This is a genomic window from Streptomyces sp. NPDC057307, from assembly GCF_042667665.1.
Lineage (GTDB): Bacteria > Actinomycetota > Actinomycetes > Streptomycetales > Streptomycetaceae > Streptomyces.
Map to the genome: position 1 here is coordinate 1 of NZ_JBHUZM010000105.1, position 19,815 is coordinate 19,815.

The following is a 19,815-nucleotide window of genomic DNA, read 5'->3' on the forward strand; positions in this document are numbered from 1 at the left end:
GCCTTCCCGGCCGGGGGCACCGTCATGTGTCCGTTCCGTTCAGATCTCGTACACCGCGCCGGGGCGGGCCAGTTCGGCCGGTCCGCCGTACACCGCCCGCGCGTCGCTCAGGTTCCGCTCGGCGTCCGTCCACGGCGGGATGTGTGTGAGGACGAGCCTGCGCGCCCGCGCGTCGGCGGCGTGCTCGCCCGCCTCGCGGCCGTTGAGGTGGAGGCCGGGGATGTCCTCCTTGCCGTACGTGAACGCGGCTTCGCAGAGGAACAGATCCGTGTCGTCTGCCAGCTCCACCAGGGCCTCGCTGACTCCGGTGTCGCCGGAGTAGGTGAGCGATCTGCCGTCGTGCTCGACGCGGATGCCGAAGGTGTCGACGGGATGGGCGAGCTTCTCCGTACGGACCGAGAAGGGCCCGATCTCGAAGGAGCCCGGCTTGAGCGTGTGGAAGTCGAAGACCTCGCTCATGGACTTGTCCGTCGGGGTGTCGGCGTGCGCGGTGGTGAGGCGCTGTTCGGTGCCGTCGGGGCCGTAGACGGGGATGGTGTCGCAGCGTCCGCCGTCGTGGCGGTAGTAGCGGACGACGAAGTAGCCGCACATGTCGATGCAGTGGTCGGCGTGGAGATGGCTGAGGAAGATGGCGTCGAGGTCGTAGAGACCACAGTGACGCTGCAACTCGCCGAGGGCACCGTTGCCCATGTCGAGGAGCAGCCGGAAGCCGTCGGCCTCTACGAGGTAGCTGGAGCAGGCCGATCCCACGGAGGGGAAGGAGCCCGAGCAGCCGACGACGGTGAGCTTCATGGAGCGTGAACCTCCGTGGCGTGGAAGGGGGGCGACGGGGGTCGTTCGGTCTGTCGAGCGTAAGGCGCTAAACGGCTGGTCGCTCCTCCACACCGGCCTGTTGTGGGGGAACTCACCTGCTCTGTCACCGGTTCGGGCGGACCTGGTCGCCGGGCGGCGGGCCGGGGATCGCGCCGCGCGGACGTAAGGCGCGGCGGTACGGTCTGGGACATGGACACGACCTGGTGGGTGGCTCTGATCGTCGTGGTGGTGCTGGCGATGGTCGCCACCCTCGTGGACGGGCGCGGCCGCAGCCCCCGGCCGCCCGGCGCGCGCTTCGGACGCTCCCGGCGGCGGGGCAGCCGGCCGGACCGCAGGCCGCCGCGCGGGCCGGCCGGGACGAAGCCCGGTGGCGGGACCGGCGGCCGGGGGCCGAAGCCGGGCGAGATCTGGTGGGCGATGGTGCCGTACGAGGACGGGGCCGGGGCGAAGGACCGGCCGTGTCTGGTGCTCTCGGTACGGGGCCGTACGGTGCTGGTCGCGAAGATCACCAGTAAGTTCCACGAGGAGCGCCCCGGTGTGATTCCGCTGCCGCCGGAGGCGGTGGGTGACACGGAAGGACGCCGGAGCTTCTTGGAGACGGACGAGTTGCGGCGGGTGGACACACGGGCGTTCCGGCGCCGGGTGGGACCTGCGGATCCGGGGCTGTGGCGGCAGGTCAGGCATCTGGCGCGCTGATCCACGGAGACCGGCCACCCCTAAGGCAGTGGCGCCGTCGGGTACCGCGGTGGGACGTACGGGCGTGGGTTGTGGCGGGTCAGGGCGATGGCCACCAGCATCGCCACGCCTGCCGCGAAGGCGCTGGTGATGCTCCAGCCGACGGTGGTGTCCTCGTAGTAGTACGAGAGCTGGTCGTACTCGATGCCCGCGAGGTCGCGGAGCTGGAGGTAGGCCGCGATGCCGAGCAGCGCGAGGGCCGCGCCCCGGGCGGCCGGGGTGCCCGCCAGCAGCAGGACGCCGACGACGAGGAACGCCGCGATGAGCGCGCTGTGGTAGTAGGTGAAACCGGCCGAAGTGCCGTACCCGCCGCGGGCGTTGATGTTCAGCGCTTCGTGCCACCACTCGCTGAGGGCGCCCCGGTCGCCGCCGGGCCCGGCGGCCTGGCTGAACTCCCGCAGGCCGCGGGCGTACCAGAAGCCCTGCAGCGCGCCGATCAGGATGAGCAGGACGCCCGCGGCTCGCCGGCGACCGGGCACGGGCTCGCGCGCAGCGTCGCGCTCGCGGGCCACCAGCAGCAGGATGATCACGGTGAGGGCGGCGAGGAACGCGAACACGTAGGTGAGCACGATCAGCGTGCCGTGCTCACTGGCGAACATGACGTCGCGGTACTCGGCCCTGGTCAGGCCGTTGAGCTGCCGGGCGCCGGCGCCGAGCAGCACGAACGCGAGGAGCAGGGCGGCGCCGCGCGCGGTACGGCGCAGGGAGAGGGCCGCGATGCCGACGACGAGCAGGGCGACCGTGAGGGCCCATTCGTGGGCGGTGAACACCAGCAGCGGCCGGCGCCCCTCGTTCTTGATGAGGCTGTTGATCAGCTCGTCCACGTCGGCCCGCGCGTTGATCGCCGTGTAGCCGATCCAGGCGGCGAGGACGCAGGCGAAGACGATGAGCAGGATGCCGGAGGTGACGTACGCGCCGAGGTGGCGGCGGGACGCGCGCCCGTCGGATTCCGGCGGTGCGAAGGGCTCAGGCGGCGCGAAGGGCTGGGGCGGGCCGAAGCCCGGCGGGCCGTAGCCGTAACCGGGGTCGTGAGCAGGGGGGTTGGGGGAACCGGGTGGGTGTCCCGGAGCACCGGGACCGCCCGTGCCGCCCGGACTGCCCATACCGCTCCAGCGCTCGTCCATCTCTGTCGTCCCCCGTGGTCGGTGTGCGCGTCGCGTACGTCGATCGGCACCGATCGTCACTCTCGGGAGCGGTGGTGCAACAGCCCCGGGCGGGGACTGTTGCACCACTGTTGCGCCACGGACGGTGAGAGTGCGGGGGTACGGGGCTCAGGCCCAGAGCTGGCCCTGAAGGGTCTCGATGGCCTCTTCGTCCGTGGCCGCCGTGTAGACGCCCGTGGAGAGGTACTTCCAGCCGCCGTCGGCGACGACGAAGACGATGTCGGCGCTCTCGCCCGCCGTGACGGCCTTCTTGCCGAGGCCGATGGCGGCGTGCAGGGCGGCGCCGGTGGAGACTCCCGCGAAGATGCCCTCCTGCTGGAGGAGTTGGCGGGTGCGGGTGACGGCGTCGGCGGAGCCGACGGAGAAGCGGCTGGTGAGGACGGACTCGTCGTACAGCTCGGGCACGAAGCCCTCGTCGAGGTTCCGCAGGCCGTAGACCAGGTCGTCGTAGCGCGGTTCGGCCGCGACGATCTTGACGTCGGGCTTCTGCTCGCGCAGGTAGCGGCCGACGCCCATGAGCGTGCCGGTGGTGCCGAGGCCGGCCACGAAATGGGTGACGGACGGCAGGTCGGCGAGGATCTCCGGTCCGGTGGTGGCGTAGTGGGCGCCCGCGTTGTCCGGGTTGCCGTACTGGTAGAGCATCACCCAGCTCGGGTTCTCGGCGGCCAGCTCCTTGGCGACGCGTACGGCGGTGTTGGAGCCGCCCGCCGCCGGGGACGGGATGATCTCGGCGCCCCACATGGCGAGCAGCTCGCGGCGTTCCTGCGAGGTGTTCTCCGGCATCACGCAGATGATCTTGTAGCCCTTGAGCTTCGCGGCCATGGCGAGCGAGATGCCGGTGTTGCCGCTGGTGGGCTCCAGGATGGTGCAGCCCGGGGTGAGCCGGCCGTCCTTCTCGGCCTGCTCGACCATGCGCAGCGCCGGGCGGTCCTTGATGGAGCCGGTCGGGTTGCGGTCCTCCAGCTTGGCCCAGAGCCGGACACCGTCCGACGGGGACAGCCGTGGCAGCCGTACGAGAGGGGTGTCGCCGACGACGGCGAGCGGGGAGTCGTACCGCATCAGAGCGTGGCGGACACGTCGGGCATGGGCGTGTGCCCCGCGCCACCGGCGACGGCCGGGAGGATGGTGACGCTGTCGCCGTCCGCGAGCTTGGTGGAGATGCCGTCCAGGAAGCGGACGTCCTCGTCGTTCAGGTAGACGTTCACGAAGCGGCGCAGCTGATCGCCGTTGGCGCCGTCGACGATGCGTTCGCGGATGCCCGTGTGGCGGGTTTCGAGGTCGGTGAGCAGGGCCGCGATGGTGTCACCGCTGCCCTCGACGGCCTTGGCTCCGTCGGTGTAGGTGCGGAGGATGGTCGGAATGCGGACCTCGATGGCCATGGCGTGGGCTCCTGTCGGAAAAGAGGCGTGACGGGCGCGCGGCTCTGCCCCCGCGCGGGGGGTGGTGCTCGGGATGGGCGTCCTGCCGCGACTCAGGCGGCAGCGCCGGCCGTACACATGGCGCTGGCGAGTCGGCACAGATCGACGTGCAGGCGCGCCACCAGGAGATCGCCTGGGGTCTTGTCGCTCACGTCGTGGGAAACCATGGGGTCATCGTATCGATTCCCGGTCCGCATCCCGGTATGTGATCTCAGCTGATGGACGTTCGGCGTTCGCCAGGTGGACGGGGCCGTCAACCGGGCAGTCCATCGGGTCCTCAACCGGGCAGTCGCTCGGACCGGTGCTCCGGCAGATAGACGACCGTGGGGGCGCCGGTCCGGGGGTGCGGCGTGACCTCCGCCTCGACCTCGTAGACGTCGGCCAGCAGGGCGGGGGTGAGAACCTCCGCCGGGGTTCCCGAGGCGACGACGGTACCCGCTTTGAGTACGTACAGCCGGTCGCAGTAGTACGCGGCGAGATTCAGGTCGTGCAGGGCCAACAGATTGGTCGTCCCCAACTCCCCGATGAGAGAGAGCACTTGGAGCTGGTGACGGATGTCCAGATGGTTGGTCGGCTCGTCCAGGACGAACAGCGCGGGCCGTTGGACCAGGGCGCGGGCGACAAGGGCGCGCTGGCGTTCACCGCCGGAGAGGGACGGGAAGGCGCGCTCCGCGAGCGGGGCGATACCGACGCGCGCCAGGGCGGCGTCGGCCAGTGCGGTGTCGGCCGCCGTGTCCGCCTCCCAGAAGCGCCGGTGCGGGGAGCGGCCCATGGCGACGACCTCGCGGACGGTCAGTTCGAAGTCGGTCTGTCCGTCCTGCGGGACGGTGGCCACGCGCCGGGCGCGCGCCTTGGCCGTCATGGTGTGCAGGTCGTCGCCGTCCAGCAGCGCCCGGCCGTGGGTGGGGCGCAGGGTGCCGTACACGCAGCGCAGCAGGGTGGTCTTGCCGCTGCCGTTGGGGCCGACGAGGCCGACGGTCTCGCCGGGGGCGGCGGTCAGGTCGACGGCGTCGACGAGGTGCCGGCCGTCGCCGACGCCGTACGACAGCCCCTCGACGCGCAAGGCCGCCGTACGCGGGCCCGTACCGGCGGTCGTACCGAAGCTCGTACCGTGGCTCATACCGGGGCTCCTTCGGGGCGGCGGCGCATCAGCCACAGGAAGAACGGGCCGCCGATGAGCGCGGTGAGGACGCCCACGGGGATGTCCTGCGGCGCGGCGACGGTTCGGGCGGCGAGGTCCGCGACGACGAGCACGACCGCCCCGCCGAGCGCGGCGACCGGCAGCAGCGGCCGGTGCGACGCCCCGACCACCATCCGCGCGGCGTGCGGTACGAGCAGCCCGACGAAGCCGATGGCGCCGCTCGCGGCCACCATCACCCCGGTGACCAGCGAGGCGAGGACGAACACGGCGGCGCGGAAGCGCGCGGTGTCCAGCCCCAGTACGGTCGCGCCCTCCTCCCCCACCAGCAGCAGGTCCAGCGGCCGGGCGAGCGCCATGAGGACGGCGGTCCCGGCGACGAGGACGACGGCCGGGACGACGAGCGAGCCCCAGCGGGCGCTGCCGAGGCCGCCGAGCGACCAGAACAGCGCCTCCTGGAAGTGCTCGGGCCGGGCGGAGACCACCAGGATCAGGGTGGTGAGCGCGGACAGGATGTACGAGACGGTCACCCCGGCCAGCACGAGCCGGCCGCCGGTCATCGTGCCGCCGCGCCGGGCGAGCGCGTAGACGACGGCCATCGCGAACAGCGAGCCGGCGAAGGCGGCGGCCGGCATGGCGACGGTGGTGGTGATCCCGCCGCCGATGCCACCGCCGATGCCGAAGACCAGGACGAGTACGGCGCCGGTGGACGCCCCCGAGGAGATCCCGAGCAGGAACGGGTCGGCCAGCCGGTTGCGTACGAGGGCCTGGAGGACCGTGCCGACGACGGCCAGCCCGGCGCCGACGACCGCGCCGAGCAGCACGCGCGGCAGCCGTACGTCCAGGACGATCGTGCGGAAGGGGCTGGGCTCCGCGCCGCCGGTGAGGATCGTGACGACCTCACCGGGCGGGATGCGGACCGAGCCGAGCGCGAGCCCGGCGACGACGGCGCAGACGAGGGCGGCGGTGAGACCGCCGAGGACGAGGGCGTGCCGCAGCCGCCGCCGGGCGGGCGGGGTCCGACAGCTCATCGCGGCGCGCCTACTCGCCCGCCTCCGGATGGAGTTGGTCCGCGAGCCGCTGGACGGCGGCCGGGGCACGGACGCCGAGCACGGCGTCGGAGAGCGGCAGGACGGCGAAGCGCTTGTTCCTGATCGCCGGGACGTCCTTCAGGACGGGGTCCTCCAGCAGCCGCTTCTTCTTCTGCGCGACGGTGGTGGAGCCGTAGTCGTAGATGACGATCGCCTCGGGCCGGCGCGCCACGACCTGCTCCCAGGTGGCGTCGCCGAAGGACTTGTCGAGGTCGGCGAAGACGTTGCGCCCGCCGGCCCGCTCGATCATGTCGTTGCCGATGCCCTTGCCGCCGGCGGTGAACGCGGTCTTGTCGCCGCTGTCGTAGACGAAGACCGGGACGGGCTTGACGTCTTCGAGACCGGCGGCGGTGGTTTCGAGGGTGGTGCCTGCCTCGGCGGTCCACTTCGCGGCGCGGTCGGCGACGCCGAAGGTGCGGCCGACCTCCGTGACCTCGCGGAAGACGTCGTCCATGGAGGTCTTGCCCTTGGCGCAGTTCTCCAGGTTGAGCCGGGTGTCGATGCCGGCGCCCTTGAGGTCGTCGCGGGTGCGGCCGTCCTTGGCGGCGAAGGCGCTGGCGTAGCCGCCGTAGACGAAGTCGGGGTTGACGGAGAGGAGTTTCTCCTTGGAGGGGTACTCCTTGGCGACGACCGGGACGCTCTTGTACGCCTTGTCGTAGGCGGGCAGGACCTGGTCGTCCAGCCAGGCGGTGCCGATGAGGGACTTGGTGAGTCCCAGCTCGATCATGATCTCGGTGACGTGCTGGTTCATGGTGACCACGCGCTTCGGGGGTGCCTCGAAGGTGGTCTTCACACCGCAGTTGGTGACGGTGTACGGGAATCCGTCGGCCGGGGCTCCGGCCTCGCGGACGGGGTCCGCGTCGGCTGAGCAGGCGGCGAGCGGGAGCAGCAGCGGAAGCAGGACCGCCGGTATGAGGGCGTGGCGCCGCGAGGACATGACTGGGCCTCCTCCGGGGGATTTCCGCGTCCCCTGGCATGGTGGGAGAAGGGCGACAGGTCAGTTCCTGGCTTCCGGGGCCCCGCTCGCGCGAAGGCCCTGGTCACAGTGGCGGGACCGTGCCGGATTCACACCGGCTTCCTGGGTCCTGCCGCCCGGGTTCGGCGCCAGTGTGTCAGACGACCTCGACCTGTTCCTCCGTGACCTCGCCGTCCACGATGCGGTACGAGCGGAACTGGAACGGGCCCGCGTCGTCGGTGTCGGCGGTGGAGACCAGGACGTAGTGGGCACCGGGCTCGTTGGCGTAGGTGATGTCCGTGCGGGAGGGGTACGCCTCGGTCGCCGTGTGCGAGTGGTAGACGATCACCGGTTCCTCGTCCCGGTCGTCCAGGTCCCGGTAGAGCTTGAGCAGGTCCGCCGAGTCGAACTCGTAGAACGTGGGTGAGCGGGCCGCGTTGAGCATCGGGATGAAACGCTCGGGCCGGTCGCTGCCCTCCGGGCCCGCGACCATGCCGCACGCCTCGTCCGGATGGTCCGCGCGCGCGTGGGCGACGATCTGGTCGTACAGCGCCTGGGTGATGGTCAGCATGAGGTGAAGGATAAGCAGGTGGCCTCCGCGTCTGAGATGCGGAGACCACCTGGTGAGACAGTGCGTGAGACGGCGTGCGGGACGGCCGGTGAAGCGTGCCGCCGTAAGTACCCGGCGTCAGTCGGAGACCTTCGCGTACTCCGGCTCGTGCGGGCCCTCCGGATCACGCCGGTCCCGTGCACCGGTCGCCGCGAGTTCCGGGTTGCGGCGCTTGAGCAGCGCCCAGCCGCCGGCCAGGCACACCGCCCAGATCGCGCCGACGTACAGCGACACCCGGGCCTCGGAGTCGTACGCGATCAGACAGGTCACGAACGACAGGAACACCAGCGCCACCCAGCTCAGCGCCGAGCCGCCCGGCGCCGGGAACGAGGACGCGGGCAGCCGCCCGGCGACCACGGCGGAGCGGTACTTGATGTGGCTGACGAGGATCATCATCCAGGTCCAGATACCGGCGGCGGTGGCGACCGAGGTGACGTACAGGAACGCCTTCTCGGGGACGATGTAGTTGAGGACGACGCCGATGCCCATCAGCGCGACGGACGCGGCGATGCCGAACGCCGGTGTGCGGCGGGAGTTGAGCTTGCCCAGGACCTTCGGCGCCTCGTTGTTGGCGGAGAGGTCGCGCAGCATCCGGCCGGTGGAGTACATGCCGGAGTTGCAGGACGACAGGGCCGCCGTCAGCACGACGAAGTTGACGATTCCGGCGCCGAGCGGGATGCCGATCTTGGCGAAGGCGTGCACGAACGGGCTCTCGCCCTCGCTGAATTCGGTCCACTTCACGACGGCGAGGATGACGGTGAGCGCGCCGACGTAGAAGACGATGATGCGCCACGGCAGCGTGTTGATCGCCTTGGGGAGCGTCTTCTCCGGATTCTCGGACTCGCCGGCGGTGACGCCCACGAGTTCGACGGCGAGGTAGGCGAACATCACGCCCTGGAGGGTCATCAGGCTGGAGCCGATGCCGTTGGGGAAGATGCCGCCGTGCTGCCAGAGGTTGCCGGTGGTTGCGGTCTCGCCCGCGTCAGAGAAGCCGAGGGTCAGGACGCCGAGGCCGATGACGATCATGCCGATGATGGCGGTGACCTTGACCATCGAGAACCAGAACTCGACCTCGCCGAAGATCTTGACGGAGATCAGGTTGACGCCGAAGAGCACCACGAGGAAGACCAGGGCGCTGACCCACTGCGGGATCGCGGGGAACCAGAAGTGGATGTAGATCGCGGCCGCCGTGAGTTCGGCCATGCCGGTCACGATCCACATGAGCCAGTACGTCCAGCCGGTCACGTATCCGAAGAACGGGCCGAGGAACTCGCGGGCGTACTCCGCGAAGGAGCCGGAGACCGGCCGGTAGAGCAGCAGTTCGCCGAGTGCCCGCATGATGAAGAAGATCACCACGCCGGCGAGGGCGTACATCAGGATGATGCTCGGCCCGGCCTTGGCGATGTTCGCGCCGGCGCCCATGAACAGGCCGACGCCGATGGCGCCGCCGATCGCGATCATCTGGACCTGGCGGCTACCGAGTCCGCGTTCGTAGCCCTCCTCCGAGGTCTTTCCGGAGGGGCTTTCCGAGGTGTTGTCGACCTGTGGGGAGGTCATGGTGATGCGCCCTTTCTCCCTGCCTGTGCCGGTGGTCGTGAAGATTTACCACGGGCGGGGCGGCGATCCGCGGAGGCCGCTGTGGCGCGGCCCACAGGAAGAAGCGGACGAATCACACCCCGAATCGCAAAGCATGCGGGGGCGGAGACCTGATCGTTATGCGGAGTTGAGCCGCAATTGAGGAAACGGAAGATGTCCGTCCGAAGATGAGGTGAGGGCGCCGTGGAGGCCCGGTGACGGCCTCCCGCACGTGGTCGGCGGACCGTCAGGGCATCATCGTCTCGACGAGCGACTCCTGGAGCGCCCCGAGCCACAGGTACGCCATCACCATCGGCTTGCGCGGGTCGGAGTCCGGCAGCCGGTACAGGCCCTCGCCGTCGTCCTCGTCGGAGACGTCCAGCCTGTTGCCGATCGTCAGCCGCAGGTCGTTGAGCGCGCCGAGCCAGTGCCGGCAGTCGTCGGGCGCCAGCTTCAGTACAGCTCCGCCCTCGCCGGCGGCGGAGAGCGCGTCCAGTGTGCGGACGAGCGCGATTCCGTCCTCGCGCTTACGGGTCCGCAGGTCGTTCTCGGTGAAGCGCCTGAACTCGGAGGCGTACTCCCGCAGTTCGTCGTCGGTCTCGTCGCCGAAGCCGTACGCGTCCGGGAAGAGCCGGGCGAGCGCGGGGTCGGACGGCGGCTTGCTGGGGCCCTCCGCGAAGAGCGCGGCGAGGGGGTCCTCGCCCTTGGCCGGTTCCTCGCCGGGGCCGATCAGCTCCAGGAGTTGTACGGCGAGGGAGCGCAGGATGGAGATCTCGACCTCGTCGAGCGCGACGGCGGCGCCACCGCCGGGGATCGCCTCGAACTGCCCGGCCATCAGTTGCGGTCCTGGGAGAGCGTGGCCCACAGGCCGTATCCGTGCATCGCCTGCACGTCGCGTTCCATCTCCTCGCGGCTGCCGCTGGAGACGATGGCGCGGCCCTTGTGGTGGACGTCGAGCATCAGCTTGTGCGCCTTGTCCTTGGAGTAGCCGAAGTACGTCTGGAAGACGTACGACACATAACTCATGAGGTTGACCGGGTCGTTGTGGACGATCGTCATCCACGGCACGTCAGGATCCGGGACGGTGAACGTCTCCTCGGCCGACTCGGGAAGTTCGATCTCTGTCGGGGCAACACTCACGGTTCGGGACGACCTTCTTCTCCGCCGGGGGCCCCGGGGTGCGCCCCGGGATGCACAGCCTCACAGCCCCATGCTGCCACCAGGTGGGGCCTGTCGCACAAACGGCGGTCTGAGCGCCCGTTAGATCTCGTCAGTCTGACGAGATCTCCTGTAGCATCGTCGGCATGAACTCTGCGGACCTTGAGAAGGGCCTGGCGAAGGATGAGGGCGGACGCCGGCTCGGCGTTCCGTCGACCGCGCTCTTCACCGACCAGTACGAGTTGACGATGCTCCGGGCGGCACTTCGGGCGGGGACGGCCGAGCGCCGTTCCGTCTTCGAGGTCTTCACCCGGCGCCTGCCCGAGGGACGGCGCTACGGAGTCGTCGCGGGCACCGGCCGTGTCCTGGACGCCGTCGAGAACTTCCACTTCGACGAGGACGTCATCGACTTCCTGCGCGAGCGGGGGATCGTCGACGGGCCGACGCTCGACTGGCTCGCCGACTACCGCTTCAGCGGCGACATCTGGGGTTACCGCGAGGGCGAGATGTACTTCCCCGGATCGCCGATCCTGCGCGTCGAGGGCTCCTTCGCCGAATGCGTGCTGCTGGAGACCGTGATCCTGTCGATCCTCAACCACGACTCGGCGATCGCCGCCGCCGCGTCCCGGATGTCGGCCGCGGCCGGCGGACGCCCGCTGATCGAGATGGGCGCGCGCCGCACCCACGAACTGGCCGCCGTCGCCGCCTCGCGCGCCGCGTACGTGGGCGGCTTCGACACCACGTCCGACCTGGCGGCCGGGTTCCGCTACGACATCCCGACGGTGGGCACCAGCGCGCACGCCTTCACGCTGCTGCACGACAACGAGCGGGACGCGTTCCAGGCGCAGGTCGACGCGCTCGGCAGCGGTACGACGCTGCTCGTGGACACCTACGACGTGGCCGAGGCGGTCCGTACCGCCGTGGAGGTCGCCGGGCCCGAGCTGGGCGCCGTGCGCATCGACTCCGGCGACCTGCTGCTCGTCGCGCACCGGGTGCGCCAGCAGCTGGACGAGCTGGGCGCGGTGAACACCCGGATCGTGGTCACCTCCGACCTGGACGAGTACGCGATCGCCTCGCTGGCCGCGGCGCCCGTGGACGCGTACGGGGTCGGCACCCAGCTGGTCACCGGCAGCGGGCACCCCACCTGCTCGATGGTGTACAAACTGGTCGCCCGTGCCCACTCCGCCGATCCGAAGGCGCCGTTGCACGCGGTGGCGAAGAAGTCGCTCGGCGGCAAGACGTCGATCGGCGGCCGCAAGTGGGCGGCGCGGCGGGTGGACGCCGAGGGGTACGCGGAGGCCGAGGTCGTCGGCACCGGCCCCGTCCCCGCCGACCTGCTGGACCGCCAGCTGCTGGTGGAGCTGGTCAAGGGCGGCGAGATCGTGGCGCGCGAGCCGCTGGACGCGGTCCGGGACCGGCATGTGGCGGCGCGGGCGGGGCTGCCGATGTCGGCGATCCAGCTGTCGCGCGGCGAGCCGGTCATCCCGACGGTCTACCTGTGACCGGCGTGGGCCCGCGTGTGACGGGCGTGCCGGTGATTCACGGACGTGAGGTGTGGGAGGCATGAACGGACAGCGACCGGGAACGCCAGCCTGCGAGAGGCCGACCGCGGCCAGGTCCCATAGGGGGTGTCTTGCCGATCTTGCCGGGCTCGCGTGCCCTGGCACCGCGCCTCGCCGCGTTGTCGTCGGTCGGCATGGCTCCGCTCCCTGATCCGGCCTGATCGACAAGACACCCCCTAGGCTCGGTCGCCCCCGCCCGCTCCCCAGCGAAGGACACCCTCCATGCACCGCGCACTGATAGTCGTGGACGTTCAGAACGACTTCTGCGAGGGCGGCAGCCTCGCGGTGTCGGGCGGGGCCGACGTGGCCGCCGCCATCACCGATCTGATCGGGCAGACCACAGCCGGTTACCGGCACGTGGTCGCGACGCGTGACCACCACATCGACCCGGGCGACCACTTCTCCGCGCACCCCGACTTCGTCCGCTCGTGGCCGGTCCACTGCGTGGCGGGCACGGAGGGGGTGGGTTTCCACCCCAACTTCGCGCCGGCCGTCGCCTCGGGGTCGATCGACGCCGTCTTCGACAAGGGCGCCTACGCGGCGGCGTACAGCGGCTTCGAGGGCGCCGACGAGAACGGTGTGACGCTCACGGACTGGCTGCGGGCGCGCGAGGTGGCCGAGGTCGACGTCGTCGGGATCGCGACCGACCACTGCGTCCGGGCGACCGCCCTGGACGCGGCGCGGGCGGGGTTCACCACGCACGTGCTGCTGGACCTGACGGCGGGCGTCGCCGAGGGGACGACGGAGCGGGCCCTGGAGGAGATGCGCGAGGCGGGCGTACGACTGACCGGCAAGCCGGTCGTCTAGAGCCGCCGCCCGGACCGGCGGCCTTGTGGCATGTGCCGCGGGACCGGCCGTGGCGCCGGGCCCCCGGACCGGCCCTGGCCGCGCGAGAGGATCCGCCCGACAGGGCGGCCGAGCCCCGGCCAGGAGCACCAGCCCCTCGGAGCGCCGTGACGGCACGCGAGGATCGCCCCGGCAGGGCGTGGCGGGACCCACGCGGATCCGCCCGACGGGCGCGACGGCCGACCCCGGACTGCGGTGACGGGCACGCGAAGATCCGGCCCGCAGGCCGGCCGAGCCCCCCGCCTGGGACGGCGCTGCGCCCGGCAGGGGCTTGCACCGGCCTTCGGGCCGCCCCTGCCGGACCTGAGCACCCGGCCCACGAAGATCCGCCCGGCGGGCGCGGCCGGGGCCGGCCCGCGAAGATCCGCCCCGCAGGGCGTGGCGCGCCGGCCCCGGCCGGGAGGGTTACGCCGCGCTCTTGTCCGTGCCGGTGCCCGTCCGCCGTTCCGGTCGCGGGCCCGCGAACAGACCCGGCAGGGTGCCCGGCGACGGCGCCGCGGGCAGCCCTGTGAGCCCGTGGCGGGGCTCGGGCGGCCCGTAGCGCCGCGCGGGGCGCAGCAGGGCCCGTATGGGCTGCCAGAGCTCTTGCGCGCACTCCGGCGTGGCCCGCCAGAGCAGGCCGTCCGGATGGTGCAGCACCGCCGTGATCTCGTCCGGTGTGGGCGGTTCCGCGTTGCCGCGGAGGTAGACGGCGCGCAGCCCGAGATTCCGCAGCCTGGTCAGGGCGCGGGCCCGGTTCATCGCATGGACCAGAATCCGGACCGTACGGCCTTCGGCCGCCGGGCTGGGCACGGTCAGTGCCACCACCACGGTGCCGTTCGGGAGCCTGCTGAAGCCTCCACCTGCCATGTGTCCTCAATCCCCCCGTGAGACGTCGTGTCAATAAGAGTCGGTAGGACGCACCTAAACACGATCGGCCGCCGCCCCGCTAGGGGGCGACGGCCGATCATGGCTTGACCTGCGACGATGTCCGTTACTTGGTCGAGCGGTCGACCTTCACCGTCAGCGTGGAGCCACTGAGCGGCTCGCTCACGATGGAGATCTTGGTGTTGGTGTCAGGAACGACGACACCACCGGTCGGGTTCTCCTCGTACCAGTACGTGCCCTTGCGGTCGTCGAAGACCGACTTGCCGGCCTGCGGCAGGATCCACTGCGCCTTGTCGGCGTTGTGGAGCCGGAAGAGGTCGGTCGGGTACTTGCTGAACGACGAGTCGAACGTCTGGATCTTGTTACGCATCACCGTGCCGTCGGCCCACTTCAGGGGCTTGGCGTGCGCGTCGACCGGCAGGATCAGACCCTTGCCGGGGTGGGCGCTGGTGTTGTTGTCCTTCTGCGAGGTGTCCCAGAGCCAGACCATGAGGCCGTTCTGGTACGCGTAGTGCTCGACCCAGCCGTCCTTCGGCGCCTTGAAGCCGAAGTTGTACGGGCCCGACTTGAGGGTCTTGTCGTAGCTGACGTACTGCCGGTTCTCCGCTATGTAGAACTGGTCGTAGTCCTGGGTGAACGACTCACCGATGCGCGAGAAGCCCTTCGCGGTCCAGCCCGCGTCGTCCGCCTCGGCGTTGTCGCTGAAGACCGGGGCGCCGTCGGCGACGACACTGATCGTGTCGGCCGCGAAGCCCTTGCCGCCCGCGCCGCCGTCCGTCTGGTAGCGGAAGCGGACGTCGACCTTCTTGCCCGCGTAGGCGTCCAGCGAGTAGACGAGCTTCTTGTGGCCGCCGGACGGACCGGTCAGCGCCGGCTTGTCGCCCGCGTCACGCGTGATGACCTTGCCGTCGGCGGTGCCGTCGACGGGGGTCCAGTTGGTGCCGTCCTCCGACACCTCGGCGTACAGGTAGTCGTAGTTGGCCTCGATGTCCCACCAGCCGTCCAGTTCCAGCGACGCCTTGGCCTTGCCGGTGAGGTCGACGGAGCGGGTGAGGGTGTTCTTGAGGTCGTCACCCATGTCGCTCCACCACTGCTTGGAGCCCTCGGCGGGCTTCACGACAGTCGTGGTGACCGGCTTCTTCGGCAGCTCGACGACGAGTGCCTGCGGGTTCTTCGTGTTGTACGCGGACACGCCCAGCTTGTGGGTCGACGCCGTCGCGGCCTTGGCCTCGTCGTAGTCGAGCCAGCCCAGCTGGAGCTTGTCCCAGGCGGTCATGTCGCCCGGCAGGTCGCCGATCTCGCCCTTGCCCCGGCCGAGCCAGGAGCCGGCCGACATCAGGGTCCAGAAGCCGGTGGAGTTCTCGCCGCCGCCCGAGGTGTCGTACAGGTCGGGCAGGCCGAGGTCGTGGCCGTACTCGTGCGCGAAGACGCCGAGTCCGCCGTTCTCCGGCTGCATCGTGTAGTCGCCGACCCAGATGCCGGTGTCGCCGATCTGCGTGCCGCCGGACTTGTTCTCCGCGGGGCCCGTCTTGCCGGCGTCCGTGCCGTAGGCGTACCAGCGGTGCGCCCACAGGGCGTTCTCACCCTCGGCGCCGCCGCCGGCCGACTCGTCCTCGCCCGCGTGGACGATCTGGAAGTGGTCGATGTAGCCGTCGGGCTCGTTGAAGTTGCCGTCGGCGTCGAAGTCGTAGCGGTCCCACTCGTCGTACGACGCGAGGTCGGTCTTGATCTCCGCGTCCGTACGGCCCTTGGCCTTCTGGTCGGCGGCCCAGGCGGTGGTGCCGTCGCGTACCGCGTCCCAGACGTTGGCGCAGTTGGAGTCGCCGCAGTAGTTGGAGCCGTAACGGGCCTCGTTGTACTTGACCTTGACCCAGTCGGAGACCTCACCGTCGACCGAGTAACGGCCGGACGAGGTCTTCTCGTAGTAGGTCTTCAGCGACTCCTTCGGCTGGCCCTTGGAGTCCTTGCCCTCACCGAAGTAGAGGTCCTGGAAGTGCTGCTGGTTGTAGTCGGCCTGCCAGGCGGTGGAGTTGTCCACCTTCTCGTCGGGCTCGGCTATCTCGTTGTGCTGCGGGCCGGGTTCGCCACCGTACTTCGTGATGGGCGCTTCGGGGCCGTCCGCTCCGTCCGGGTCGTACGTGGTGGTGTCGTCGACCTCGTCGCCGAACTCCACCAGGATCGTGAAGATCTTGTCGGTCTTCTCGCGGCCCAGCTCGACGTACTTCTTGTCGTCGAGCTTGACGACGTTGGAACCGCCACGCTTCATGATCTTGGCGTCACCGGCGACGACCTGCTCCAGGGCAGCTTTCCGCTGCTGCTCCTGCTGCTTGCTGAACGGACCTTCGAGGTTGTGCTCGACATGGCCCTTCTGCGGCGCCGGATCGCGGCGCTCGATGCTCGCCGGACCTGCTGTGGTGTTGCCCTCGGCCTGCGCCGGGGCGAGCGTCGAGGCCGTCGCGGCCGCCGTGGCGAGGGCCACGAACACCGCGGACGCTCTGATCGCCCGTCGATTGATGGTCACTTGATGTTGTCCTCTCCCCGCACCCGGAGTCCGCGGACCGGATGTGTGGGGATCCGCGCGCGGGGTGCGCGTCACAAGTGACGACATTCGACCGGAGTTGAAGAAGAAAAGACAGCCCTTGACTTGCACAGGCCAAGTGCACTATGCACGAGATCAGTTCCGGTATCCGGACGTCACATTGATGTACCGGCGGGCGTCCCCCGGACCGGGCGGTGGGCGCACCGATGTGTCATATAGCGGGGGCGCGTGACTCCGTGCGCCCCCCATGCTCCGGCGTCGTGGGTTAGGTCACGCTTACTGTCGGTTCCTGCCGGGCATTCACCGTCGTAGGGTCGTTTGACAGTGCGACTCAGCGCAGACACGCGAGACACCCCCAACACCCCCGAAATCACTCCCGATTGCCCCGAGGGACGGATACAGCCATGCCGCGTCCGACTGCCGCACAGCTTGCCTACGGTTCCGCCACCGTCGTCCTCGCCACACTCGCCATGCTGCTGCTCTCCGGCGTCACGTCGGTCGTCGGCATCGCGGTGATCGCGCTCGTCGGCCTCTGTCTCGGCCTTCTGGTGTCGGTGAAGGCCGTGGGCCCACGCCGTTCGAAGGCGGCGCACCCGGTGGGTACGAGCCGTACGGACCACACCACCACCTCCTCTGTCGCGTCCGTCCAGGGCCCGGCCAGGCAGGCGTCCGCCGCCGAGGCCCGGATCCCGGCGTCACTGCGCCGCTGACACCACGACCGTCTTCGCCGCCTTGTCGTGCAGGCCCTGCCGGTAGGGGCGGTCGAACAGGATCAGGATCAGCAGGAGCAGCGGCCAGAAGCAGGCGCAGCAGACCAGTGCGGGGACCCACAGCACGACGGCTCGCAGGAACGAGGCCCGGGATTCGGGCACCCTTCCGTCGTTGAGCATCGCGACCCGGATCTTGAACAGCTTTTTACCCAGGGTCTGGCCGCCCCACTGCGTCATCACCGTGTCGTAGCCGACGTACGCCACGATCGTGATGATCCGGAACACCCACTGGCCGCCGCCGTTCATGCCGTTGACCGTGTCGTCCCAGCTGTTGGACTCGTCCGACCAGCGGCCGTAGACGTTGAACGGGATGCTGATCAGGGCGAGCGGGATCGCGACGATGATCCAGTCGACGATGCGCGCGAGGATGCGCTTGCCCATGGACGCGAGTGGCGGCATCCCGCGGAGCGGATCGTTTCCGCCGTACGGGTCACCGGGGGGCGGTGGGGCCGATCCGCCGTACGGGTCACCCGGGGGTGGCGGGTTGGCGCCGCCGTACGGGTCACCGAAACGAGGCGGAGTGCCGCCGTCCGGGGGCGGGCCACCGGGCGTGGGCGGCCCGTCGGGCGGCGGCTGCTTGCGGAACGGGTCGTCGTCGGGCGGCTGACCGGGCGTCGGCTGATCGTTACTCATGGGGGCAGTGCACCGCGCCGTACGGATGCCCGCAACGGATCAACGGCCGTTCGGAGGAGCCGCCGCCCACGCCCGCCGTCCCCCGGATGACCCGGCGTCAGCCCCTCGGCCCCTCCGGACCGCCGGCTCAGGCGCCGACTCGCCCACCGGCTCGGCCCTCCGGCTCAGCCCGCGACGAACGTGCGCGCCACCTTGTCGTGCCAGCACTGCCGCCACGGCCGGTCGAAGACGCACCACAGCACGTTCAGCACGCCGACGACGAGCACGCCGAGCACCCCGTACACGAGCCAGCGGCGCAGGGCCGAGCCGAAGGACGGGGCCTCGAACGACTCGATGTCCCGCACCTCCAGACCGCACAGCTTCTTGCCGAGCGTGCGGCCCCACTTGGCCGTGGGCAGCGCCTCGTACAGGACGCCGATGACCAGCAGCGCGGCGAGCACCCCGCCGAAGTAGCCGGCCGTCGTGCCGTCGATCAGCCAGACGGTGACGGTCTCACCGGTCTGCCTCGCCGCCTCGACCTTGTCGTCGATGTGCGCGAGCGCCTTGGACACCAGCGGTACGGAGACGGCCCCGACGATCCCCAGGAGGACGACGGTGTCGATCAGCCGGGCGGCGAACCGCTTGCCGAGCGCGGCGGGGCGGGCCGCCGCCTGGGCCTGGGCGGCCCGCAGGAACGGGTCCTCGACCGGCGGCTTCCACGGCACGACCGGCTGCCCGGCGGCGGGGTCGCCGGCGGACGGTCCGGACGGCGAGTGCGGTGCGGGCTGGGCGAGTTGGTGCACCTGCTGCGCCCAGGAGGGCGAGCCACCGCCGGGGCCGGGGGCGAGCGGACCCGCGGCGGGGGGCTGCATCGAGCGGGACGGGAGGTTGTCGGGCTGCTGCGGGGCCTGGGGCGCGTGGGGTTGGGGTGCCTGGGTCTGCGGCGGGACGGGTGCCGGGCCCGGGGCGCGGGGCCGCAGGGCGCGGATGGCCATGGTGCCCTCGGTCTGCCCCGTACGGCCGGTGGCCTGTCCGCCCTGCGGCGCGCCGCCGACCGGGCGGATGGTGACGGTGCCGTCGGTGGGCGGCTCGCCCTCGTCGGTACGCGGGGTCCGGTCCCGGTCCCCGCGTCCGGGGCGCGGGAGGCGGATCGCGACCGTGCCCTCCCGGGGAGGTGAGTCGCCGTCACCCCGGCCCGCGCCGGGGTCGGGTCCGAGGGACCGTACGCCGGGCAGCGCGCCGCCGGTGGGATCGGCCGAGGGGTCCGGCGCCTGGCCGGGCACCCGGGGGTCGCGCGTGTCGCGCGCGTAGCGGGGGTCCCTGGCGTCTTCCGGTTCCGGCGCGCTCGTGGGAGCGGGATCCTGCGGGCCCTCGCCCCAGGAGACCCGGGCGTCGCGCTCACCGCCGAAGCCGGTCTGCCGGCGGGTGTCGGCCTGCCAGACGGAGGCCGGTTCCTGCCGGGGCTCCTCGGCCGGGTCCTCGTCGAAGAACATCGGCCCCGTCTCCTCGACCGCCGGGGTCGCCGGTTCCGGGGTCCGCCGGGCCGCCGGCGGAGGGGCCGCCGCGGGCACCCCGTGGGGCGCCTCCGGCATGGCCTCACCGGCCCCCGGCGCCGGCCGGCTGGTGCCGGGTACCCAGGACCCGCCGTTCCAGTACCGGACGTATCCGGGGATGGACGGGTCCGGGTAGTAGCCGGGGGAAGGGCTGCCGTCTCCGGTTGCCGAGGTCGGGGCGCTCATCACCGTGGTCCCGTATCTCTTCGATGGGCTCAATTCAAGGGTCCACATCTATCAGACCACCGCATGGCCCAGGGTCCATCCGGCCGTTTGGACCTCGATTCGGTCACGAAAGAGTCACGGTAAGTCGCGGGAGCAAGTTCTTGCCCGAAGTCGCGTAATGGCGGCGGGAGTCGACGCTCTCCATCTGTACGGCCCACTCCCGGGCGTCGTACGAGGAAGGGAAG

19 protein-coding genes, 1 pseudogene and 1 riboswitch are annotated in these 19,815 nt (G+C 70.9%); of the genes and pseudogenes, 4 read left to right on the forward strand and 16 right to left on the reverse strand.

Annotated features, from left to right (window positions below; all coding sequences use genetic code 11):
* Nucleotides 1-39: 39 nt before the first annotated feature.
* Nucleotides 40-792: an MBL fold metallo-hydrolase gene (locus ACFUN8_RS27710; protein ID WP_382563313.1), complete on the reverse strand. Its 753-nt coding sequence runs from the start codon at nucleotides 790-792 to the stop codon at nucleotides 40-42.
* A gap of 210 nt (nucleotides 793-1,002) precedes the next feature.
* On the opposite strand from ACFUN8_RS27710, the gene ACFUN8_RS27715 reads away from it, so the two are divergent.
* A complete protein-coding gene (locus ACFUN8_RS27715; RefSeq protein ID WP_383643079.1) occupies nucleotides 1,003-1,509 on the forward strand; it encodes a type II toxin-antitoxin system PemK/MazF family toxin in 507 nt (168 codons plus the stop codon).
* A gap of 20 nt (nucleotides 1,510-1,529) precedes the next feature.
* On the opposite strand, the gene ACFUN8_RS27720 is transcribed toward ACFUN8_RS27715, so the two are convergent.
* From ACFUN8_RS27720 to clpS, 11 genes are all read right to left on the reverse strand, one after another.
* On the reverse strand, nucleotides 1,530-2,672 hold the full coding sequence (locus tag ACFUN8_RS27720; RefSeq protein ID WP_383643082.1) for a hypothetical protein: 1,143 nt from the start codon (nucleotides 2,670-2,672) through the stop codon (nucleotides 1,530-1,532).
* 147 nt (nucleotides 2,673-2,819) lie between these two features.
* Nucleotides 2,820-3,770 carry a PLP-dependent cysteine synthase family protein gene (locus ACFUN8_RS27725; RefSeq protein ID WP_382563308.1) on the reverse strand — a complete coding sequence of 317 codons (951 nt, stop codon included), beginning with the start codon at nucleotides 3,768-3,770 and terminating at the stop codon, nucleotides 2,820-2,822.
* On the reverse strand, nucleotides 3,770-4,090 hold the full coding sequence (locus ACFUN8_RS27730; RefSeq protein WP_382563307.1) for a MoaD/ThiS family protein: 321 nt from the start codon (nucleotides 4,088-4,090) through the stop codon (nucleotides 3,770-3,772). Before ACFUN8_RS27730 ends, ACFUN8_RS27725 begins: the two co-directional genes overlap by 1 nt.
* Nucleotides 4,091-4,182: 92 nt before the next feature.
* The gene (locus tag ACFUN8_RS27735; RefSeq protein WP_354608293.1) at nucleotides 4,183-4,296 is read right to left on the reverse strand and encodes a putative leader peptide; all 114 of its coding nucleotides are present in this window, start codon (nucleotides 4,294-4,296) and stop codon (nucleotides 4,183-4,185) included.
* A 110-nt stretch (nucleotides 4,297-4,406) separates the two neighbouring features.
* Nucleotides 4,407-5,249 carry an ABC transporter ATP-binding protein gene (locus tag ACFUN8_RS27740; RefSeq protein WP_383643087.1) on the reverse strand — a complete coding sequence of 281 codons (843 nt, stop codon included), beginning with the start codon at nucleotides 5,247-5,249 and terminating at the stop codon, nucleotides 4,407-4,409.
* Nucleotides 5,246-6,298, reverse strand: coding sequence for a FecCD family ABC transporter permease (locus tag ACFUN8_RS27745; RefSeq protein WP_383643089.1), 1,053 nt, complete (start codon nucleotides 6,296-6,298; stop codon nucleotides 5,246-5,248). The genes ACFUN8_RS27740 and ACFUN8_RS27745 overlap by 4 nt, the downstream gene beginning before the upstream one ends.
* Before the next feature lie 10 nt (nucleotides 6,299-6,308).
* Nucleotides 6,309-7,295, reverse strand: coding sequence for an ABC transporter substrate-binding protein (locus tag ACFUN8_RS27750; RefSeq protein WP_383643092.1), 987 nt, complete (start codon nucleotides 7,293-7,295; stop codon nucleotides 6,309-6,311).
* A 40-nt stretch (nucleotides 7,296-7,335) separates the two neighbouring features.
* A riboswitch (cobalamin riboswitch) is annotated at nucleotides 7,336-7,482 on the reverse strand.
* Entirely contained in the window at nucleotides 7,471-7,884 is a 414-nt protein-coding gene (locus ACFUN8_RS27755) for a Mov34/MPN/PAD-1 family protein (RefSeq protein ID WP_383643095.1), read from the reverse strand. (Overlaps the previous riboswitch by 12 nt.)
* Nucleotides 7,885-8,001: 117 nt before the next feature.
* On the reverse strand, nucleotides 8,002-9,480 hold the full coding sequence (locus tag ACFUN8_RS27760) for an amino acid permease (protein ID WP_383643098.1): 1,479 nt from the start codon (nucleotides 9,478-9,480) through the stop codon (nucleotides 8,002-8,004).
* Nucleotides 9,481-9,745: 265 nt separating this feature from the next.
* Nucleotides 9,746-10,333, reverse strand: a complete 588-nt coding sequence (locus tag ACFUN8_RS27765; protein ID WP_383643101.1) for a DUF2017 domain-containing protein — start codon at nucleotides 10,331-10,333, stop codon at nucleotides 9,746-9,748.
* A complete protein-coding gene (clpS, locus tag ACFUN8_RS27770; protein ID WP_382563294.1) occupies nucleotides 10,333-10,638 on the reverse strand; it encodes an ATP-dependent Clp protease adapter ClpS in 306 nt (101 codons plus the stop codon). Before clpS ends, ACFUN8_RS27765 begins: the two co-directional genes overlap by 1 nt.
* A gap of 164 nt (nucleotides 10,639-10,802) precedes the next feature.
* Between clpS and ACFUN8_RS27775 the strand changes: the two genes are divergently transcribed.
* Both ACFUN8_RS27775 and ACFUN8_RS27780 read left to right on the forward strand, forming a co-directional pair.
* A complete protein-coding gene (locus tag ACFUN8_RS27775) occupies nucleotides 10,803-12,158 on the forward strand; it encodes a nicotinate phosphoribosyltransferase (RefSeq protein WP_383643105.1) in 1,356 nt (451 codons plus the stop codon).
* Nucleotides 12,159-12,440: 282 nt separating this feature from the next.
* Entirely contained in the window at nucleotides 12,441-13,025 is a 585-nt protein-coding gene (locus tag ACFUN8_RS27780; protein ID WP_383643108.1) for a nicotinamidase, read from the forward strand.
* Nucleotides 13,026-13,610: 585 nt separating this feature from the next.
* Here ACFUN8_RS27780 and ACFUN8_RS27785 read toward each other — a convergent pair.
* Nucleotides 13,611-13,913 (reverse strand): annotated as a pseudogene (locus ACFUN8_RS27785) (hypothetical protein); the annotation flags it as partial.
* A 124-nt stretch (nucleotides 13,914-14,037) separates the two neighbouring features.
* Nucleotides 14,038-16,452 carry an immune inhibitor A domain-containing protein gene (locus tag ACFUN8_RS27790; protein ID WP_383643111.1) on the reverse strand — a complete coding sequence of 805 codons (2,415 nt, stop codon included), beginning with the start codon at nucleotides 16,450-16,452 and terminating at the stop codon, nucleotides 14,038-14,040.
* Between the two features lie 422 nt (nucleotides 16,453-16,874).
* On the opposite strand from ACFUN8_RS27790, the gene ACFUN8_RS27795 reads away from it, so the two are divergent.
* Nucleotides 16,875-17,180 (forward strand): hypothetical protein, encoded by a 306-nt coding sequence (locus tag ACFUN8_RS27795; RefSeq protein ID WP_383643115.1) that lies wholly within the window; start codon nucleotides 16,875-16,877, stop codon nucleotides 17,178-17,180.
* Here ACFUN8_RS27795 and ACFUN8_RS27800 read toward each other — a convergent pair.
* Together ACFUN8_RS27800 and ACFUN8_RS27805 are read right to left on the reverse strand one after the other, a co-directional pair.
* Entirely contained in the window at nucleotides 17,166-17,873 is a 708-nt protein-coding gene (locus ACFUN8_RS27800; RefSeq protein ID WP_383643118.1) for an RDD family protein, read from the reverse strand. The two genes, ACFUN8_RS27795 and ACFUN8_RS27800, sit on opposite strands and share 15 nt — an antisense overlap.
* Nucleotides 17,874-18,037: 164 nt before the next feature.
* On the reverse strand, nucleotides 18,038-19,591 hold the full coding sequence (locus tag ACFUN8_RS27805) for an RDD family protein (protein ID WP_383643121.1): 1,554 nt from the start codon (nucleotides 19,589-19,591) through the stop codon (nucleotides 18,038-18,040).
* Nucleotides 19,592-19,815 lie beyond the last annotated feature (224 nt).